General features: G+C 56.8%; 8 protein-coding genes and 1 pseudogene. 3 read left to right on the top strand and 6 right to left on the bottom strand.

Annotated elements, in window-relative coordinates:
• Positions 1 to 97: 97 nt before the first annotated feature.
• From ACTJJX_RS34690 to ACTJJX_RS34670, 5 genes and pseudogenes are all read right to left on the bottom strand, one after another.
• Positions 98 to 316 carry a hypothetical protein gene (locus tag ACTJJX_RS34690; RefSeq protein ID WP_003163345.1) on the bottom strand — a complete coding sequence of 73 codons (219 nt, stop codon included), beginning with the start codon at positions 314 to 316 and terminating at the stop codon, positions 98 to 100.
• A 13-nt stretch (positions 317 to 329) separates the two neighbouring features.
• The gene (locus ACTJJX_RS34685; RefSeq protein ID WP_003124954.1) at positions 330 to 581 is read right to left on the bottom strand and encodes a hypothetical protein; all 252 of its coding nucleotides are present in this window, start codon (positions 579 to 581) and stop codon (positions 330 to 332) included.
• Between the two features lie 120 nt (positions 582 to 701).
• A complete protein-coding gene (locus tag ACTJJX_RS34680) occupies positions 702 to 1,136 on the bottom strand; it encodes a hypothetical protein (protein ID WP_003125073.1) in 435 nt (144 codons plus the stop codon).
• A 515-nt stretch (positions 1,137 to 1,651) separates the two neighbouring features.
• Positions 1,652 to 1,941 (bottom strand): annotated as a pseudogene (gene pflM, locus ACTJJX_RS34675) (lysogeny maintenance protein PflM).
• Positions 1,942 to 2,152: 211 nt separating this feature from the next.
• A complete protein-coding gene (locus ACTJJX_RS34670; protein ID WP_003115921.1) occupies positions 2,153 to 2,425 on the bottom strand; it encodes a hypothetical protein in 273 nt (90 codons plus the stop codon).
• 109 nt (positions 2,426 to 2,534) lie between these two features.
• Between ACTJJX_RS34670 and ACTJJX_RS34665 the strand changes: the two genes are divergently transcribed.
• The 3 genes from ACTJJX_RS34665 to ACTJJX_RS34655 all read left to right on the top strand — a co-directional run bounded on the left by ACTJJX_RS34665 (position 2,535) and on the right by ACTJJX_RS34655 (position 4,163).
• Complete coding sequence (locus ACTJJX_RS34665; protein WP_016852153.1) at positions 2,535 to 2,801, top strand: hypothetical protein; 267 nt, start codon at positions 2,535 to 2,537, stop codon at positions 2,799 to 2,801.
• A 131-nt stretch (positions 2,802 to 2,932) separates the two neighbouring features.
• Positions 2,933 to 3,769 carry a helix-turn-helix domain-containing protein gene (locus tag ACTJJX_RS34660; RefSeq protein ID WP_223656480.1) on the top strand — a complete coding sequence of 279 codons (837 nt, stop codon included), beginning with the start codon at positions 2,933 to 2,935 and terminating at the stop codon, positions 3,767 to 3,769.
• A complete protein-coding gene (locus ACTJJX_RS34655) occupies positions 3,744 to 4,163 on the top strand; it encodes a hypothetical protein (protein ID WP_202870091.1) in 420 nt (139 codons plus the stop codon). Before ACTJJX_RS34660 ends, ACTJJX_RS34655 begins: the two co-directional genes overlap by 26 nt.
• A gap of 224 nt (positions 4,164 to 4,387) precedes the next feature.
• Here ACTJJX_RS34655 and ACTJJX_RS34650 read toward each other — a convergent pair whose 3' ends face one another.
• A complete protein-coding gene (locus ACTJJX_RS34650; RefSeq protein ID WP_004423958.1) occupies positions 4,388 to 5,659 on the bottom strand; it encodes an IS4-like element ISPa1635 family transposase in 1,272 nt (423 codons plus the stop codon).
• Positions 5,660 to 5,782: the final 123 nt, after the last annotated feature.

The raw sequence follows: 5,782 nt of genomic DNA, 5'->3' as shown, positions 1-5,782 counted from the left end.
TTTCGGCCCCTCCTCCTGTCACTGATACTGGCCGATTTTCAATCCCGTCAGCAGCGCGGACGCCATGAATGCGCCCAGCATCAGGGACCAGATCACGTCAGGCCTTGCGCATCGCGCCGATGACCAGGGCGAGGCCGACCAGCACCGCCACGGCGGCGATCACCAACTTGGCCACGGACCCGCCATCAGTGCTGGCTTGCGCCAGAACCCCCTTGGTGGTTTCGTCGAGCAGCGATTCGGCGAAGGAGACGTTGGCCACGGCCAGGCCGGCGGTGGCGATGGAAGCGTTGCGGAACAGGGTTTTCATTTTTTCCATGATTGGAACCTCATTAATTGCGCGCTTTGCGCATGGCGGAAATGATCAAGCCAGCCCCCAAACCAACGGCGAACAGCCCGATGGTCCCGGCGAAGCCGAGGCGGAAGGCCGACGGGTCGAAACCACCCATCAGCAGAGTCAAATAGCCCTCTGCCTCAGGCGGCAGCAGGTAGGTCTGTATCCACTCAAGGTGCGTACAGCCAACCGTGCCGTCCGCGTTCTGGACCCAGGTCTTGCACACTTGAACCGATACAGAGCCTTCCATTCGTGCAGTCCTCAAACAGCCAGGGAGGCCGCTAGGCCGTCGATCCAGCCCCAGGCGTAGCCGGTGGCCAGACCTACCGCGAACAGCGAGAGATAGCGGAGCATCGCGGCCTCCTACGGCTTACGCCTTGGCGTCCGGAGACTTGTCTTGTTTGTCCTGGCCCTGCGGCTGCTGGGCCGGGCGCGGGGCTTGGACCTGTGCTTGCGGGCGGGCCGGGGCTTGGGCGGTCGGCGCCATCGGCTTGCCGCCCACGGCCAGCAGATCCACAAGCACCTGGGTATTGGTGATCCGGCCGAAACGGTCTTGGGTCGGGCGGACCACGCTGGCGAACTTGCAGAGCACCGGCTGGCCTTCGAAGACGATGGCGTCCAGCAGGGTCGGCTCGATGTTGTATTCGCTGATCTCGAAGCCCTTGGCGTTGCCACGGGCACCTTCCGGGATCGGGGCGATGGATTGGACCGAGGCGTAGATTTCCCCGGTCTTGGTCGAGGTGTAGGTGTCGGTCTTGGTGACCCACAGTTCGACGACGCCGCCTTGGGTTGCAAACATGTTCATCGGTGTTTCTCCTTCAATTCGCCTTTTTCGGCGTGAGTTGTCCCGCTGCTGCAAATTCGGCTGTTTCGCCTTCATTCAGCGGTGTTGGGTGAAAGTGATGTGTTGGGCGATCCCTTCGGGCCGGGCTCTATTCGCTAGCGAACCAAGCCAACCACGGGTACTCGTCTCGGCCCATTCGGGTAACGATCCCTATCGCAACGTCGTCTCCAACGGCCAAGGGGAACGCTTCCCCTTGGAACCCGCAGAGCAACACCAAGGGCTCTGCCCTTGTCATCCCGCTCTTGCCGCCGAGGGCTCGGGAGCGCGGGGCGGAGAAGCTGCCCCACACTCCCCAGCGGAGGCTGTTTCAGGGGGGAGGCGTTCAAGGGTGCGCTGCGCCCGTGCTTCCGTTCGCCGGAACGGTGAGGCTGTTCCGACGAGCCGGGAGCGCGGCCCTTGACCGGATCGGCCACGGTGCGGGCGGCTTGGATCAAGCAGAGCAGGAGCAGCGCTTTCAGGGTGTCAGCGAGCATGGATCAGCCCTCCAGTTGGAATGCTTCGCGCACGGGCACAAAGGGCGTGGCTTCCCGCTGTCGTACACAACGTGCCAGTACTTCGGCGGACGCCGGGACGGGTCGTGTTTCGCGCAGAAGGAACGGGGACGGCAGAGCCAGCGGCCACCTTCCAGATAGGGCAGCCCAGGGGGCCGGCAGTCCGGACACGGCGACGGGCTGTGCAATGGGATGGCCTGCCTTGCGGACCAGCACACAGAGCAGGCGCAGTCCGGGGCGTGGGTTTGGCGTAGATAGTAGGGACTGGCGGCCATGGTTCATGCCCTCACCCCACGGATGCGGTACACCTGCCGAGCGCGTTCGCGGGTCAGGCCGAAGGAGCGGCGAGCTTCTTCTTCAGTCGGGAAGACAGCCACCAACTCTTCGACCCAGCGTTGGCATTCCACGCGGGAAATGCCCTGATGGACGCGATGCCAGCGACGTTGCCGGGTGGGGCCGTGGAAGGTGCAAATCTCTACGAGGTACTTAGTCACCGTCGTAATCCCCCTGGCAGAAGATCGACTTGCCCCGGTCGAGGTCACGGCGGATGCGGTGCAGGTTCACCACGCGGCGACGGCCAATCTTGGCAGTCGGGATCGTCTTGGTTTCCACCCAGCCCCGCACCACGTCTTCCGTGATGTCTTCCAGGCCCAGCATCTGCGCGAATACCGCCTGCGAGCAGAACGGCGCAGTGCGGAAGTCCGTGACCTTTTCCACAGCACCTGTGACGGTGAACCCCACTATTCCAGACTCTTCCATGGTTTTGCCCTATAATGAAAATCACGCTTACTGAGTAATTTTTACTAAGTAGAGCAACCTTACACTCAGATTGTTACTAAGTACAATCTACTAAGTAGAATTTTTAGGCATGATAAAAGACCGCCTTATAACCTTGTTTAACAAGGAGCGGACAAGCGTCTGGTTTGAAAAGCAGACCGGGATTGATCGCTATCGGTGGGGCAATGTCCGAAACGGGAAAGCCAGAATCACCGACGCCGAGATCGAGGCGGTGATACAGATTTTTCCGCAGTACGCGCTTTGGCTGGTGACGGGCAACATCGCCCCTGAAAGCGGGCAGACCAGCCCAGACTATGACGAGGCAAATCGAAACTTGGCCAGTCCAAACGCGGGATAGCGATTACCCAGGAAGTAGCTAGGCGCTGGTACGCCCGAAGGAATAGGGGGTCAGGGATAGCGTGAGAACCCACAAAGGGAAGGGAAGGCATCGACAAGCATGTCGAGACAGGGAAATATTCCTTGAAGGGAATGTCCACTGTTGGTAGTGTCCGCGCGCGCATGGAGGATGAAATGCCTAAAACAGCACAAGTGATCGCAGCCGTGTATGACGAAGACCACGACGCCGGAAGGGTCGTCGGACGGTCACTCAAAAGCCTTCGTGAAGCAGTCGGATTGACCCAGCTACAGATGGCTCGAAAGCTTGGCGTAGGCCAGGCAGCTATTTCCAAAATTGAAGCCCGAGGTGATGTGCAGATTTCTTCTTTGAAGAAATATGTTGACGCACTAGGAGCATCGCTACGGATAGAGGCAGCATTCAAAGCAGATAGCGAGATATCTACTCGCCTTCGAGAAGAGCTGGCATTAGAAGAGCACTCAGATAGACAGCTGGTGCTACCAATATTTAGTAGTGATGAGATATTTCTTGAAGAATCTAAAGATTTAATCCTGAGCATTCATCCGCAATACTCCGATAAGATTCTGGCAGGTAAAAAAACTGTTGAGTTGAGAAGAAGATTCCCATTGACGACAGCTAAGGGGACAAAGGTTTATATTTATTCAACATCTCCTGTTAGAGCTATAGTTGGTTCGGCGGAAATTGCAGGAATAATAAAGCTCCCAATAAAGGACATGTGGAAGAAATATTCAAAGTGTGCATTCATCAAAAAACAGGCTTTTGAATCTTACTTTGAGGGGCTAAGTGAAGGTTTTGCGCTGGAGTTAAAGAATGCACAAGCTTTTGATAAGCCTATTGAGCTTTTGGAGTTAAGGGAGCGCTTTAACTTTACTCCGCCTCAATCATTCATTTACGCAAAGCAGGAAATGCGCAGAGCACTCATGGATGAGCAGACAAGCCTATCTAATTGATACTAATGTAATCATTGGCCTAGAAGACAATAAAGCTGTTCAGCCAGCTTTTGCAGCTTTCATGAAGCTAGCCACAAAGCACAAGGTTGACTTCTATATTCATGAGGCCGCAAGAGATGACATCGCACGCGATAAGGATGTCCAGCGGCGCGAAATATCCCTAAGTAAATTAGAGAAATTTAGCTGTATCAATAAGGTTCGCGGATTTAACGCGCACGTATTAGGCGACGAGTTTGGGCAGATACGGAAGCCGAATGACATAGTCGATGTGACGTTGCTTCATGCTCTGCACATCGGTACTGCTGACTTCCTTGTAACTCAGGACAGAGGGCTACACGAGAGAGCCAGGCGCCATTCATCAGAGCTAGGGCGCAGGGCAATGTCATCAACCTAAGCTGCAGCCCTGCCCAAGGCAAGCCCCCCGAAGCAGCCAGCCGCCATGGCCGTCGGGCGATGACCAGGCCTCTGCCGCTCAATCAGGCGGTCTAGCTGGGCTGGCGGTGATGTGATCATCGTCTGTTCCGGCTGTCTAGGCGAGATTTCTCGTCCTCCGGACGAGCCTATGCCGACCGCTTGTGGCCAGCTTTTTTTGCACGGAGGTTGGGCGGTGGTGTTTCTTCAGCGCGTCGGTTTGTAGCCCTCACAACCTCGGCTGGCTGCGCGTTTGCGTTGGCGCGCAAAGCTACGGCCTGAGCGTACGGCACTGAGGCTTTTAGCCATCAAGGCCAGCACATTGCTCAGCCCCTGAGCACAGTGCCGCACCAGCAGCTCGACCAGGGTATTTTTGAGCCGTGACACGCCTTGGGTGAAGTTGACTTTCCATCGCAGCTTGCGACCTTTGTGGCGCTGTTCGATGACCGGCTGTAGCAGGTGCTGCATCAACAGCGCCAGGTTCTTCAACAGTTGAGCGGCATGAAAGTCCTGCTTTACAGCGGTCACGCTGCGGCCGCTGAAGTTGTCCAGCGTCAGGGTTTGTTTGAGGCGACGGAAGTCGGTTTCGATGCCCCAGCGGCGGTGGTAAAGCTCGGCAAACACCTCAGCGGGAAAGGCTTCTCGATCCAGCAGCGAGGTCAGCAATACTTCGCTTTCGCCGTTGGCCAACTCGACCCGGATCAGTCTCAGCTCGATCTGGCTGGCAGGATCAACGCCAGCCTCGGAGCAGAACAGACGTGCTTCAGGATGGTTGGCCACGAAAAGCTGTGTGTCTTCAACTTGGCCAGAGTGTAGAAACGCTTTGACCTGGGCGTTATAGCCACAGGGCAGGCGCATCAGAAAGTGCCGCTGTTGCTGCGCGAACAGCGCGAATAACCAGTGCCCAGGGTAACCACGGTCAAACAGCGTCAGGCTGTCAGCCGGCAGGTGCTCAAGGTGCAGATGGGCACAGTCGCGCTCACCGACTGTCAGGGGCACGATCAGGCTATGCAAGGTTTGACCGTCAGCGACTTCGTAGAGTGTGGACAAGCGAGCCATGGGAAAGCCAGAGTGACTGCCAAAGAAGGTCGCCATGGTCGACTCCAGGGGTAAATGCACGGTCGAGCCATCCACCGCGAGCACCCTCAGCCCACGCCACTTCTGACGCAGCCCGAAGCAGTCAATTTGTTGCTGCAGGAGGCGATTGAGACTTTCAAATACCTCGGGGTTGAGCTTTTTGCGCGCTTTGCAGAAGGCCTGCGCAGTGACCATTTGCGTCTCAGTCGACGCCTGATTGAGTACGCGATAGAACTGATCGAGTTCGGTTTGCAGGGCCGTGCGCGGCTGATTGAGCAGGAACAGGACGAGGTTCTTGAAGGTGAGCTGGCGTCGGCGGGTAAAGTCTTGAGGATTCTGGCGGTGGGCGGCGATGAAGGCGGGACAATCGAGCGGGCTGGTTATTTTTTGTACAATTTTCAAGCCAGGGTTTGGCTGGCGGTGTCAAGCGATGCGGTATAGGTAGTCAAAAGGGCTTCTCCCATGCACTGATTTGAGCGCTAATTATATGATATTTATGGATAATTTCCAAAGTTGATGACATTG

It is taken from the genome of Pseudomonas sp. 22490 (assembly GCF_052044465.1).
Lineage (GTDB): Bacteria > Pseudomonadota > Gammaproteobacteria > Pseudomonadales > Pseudomonadaceae > Pseudomonas > Pseudomonas aeruginosa.
This window is presented reverse-complemented; position numbering and strand designations above follow the sequence as displayed.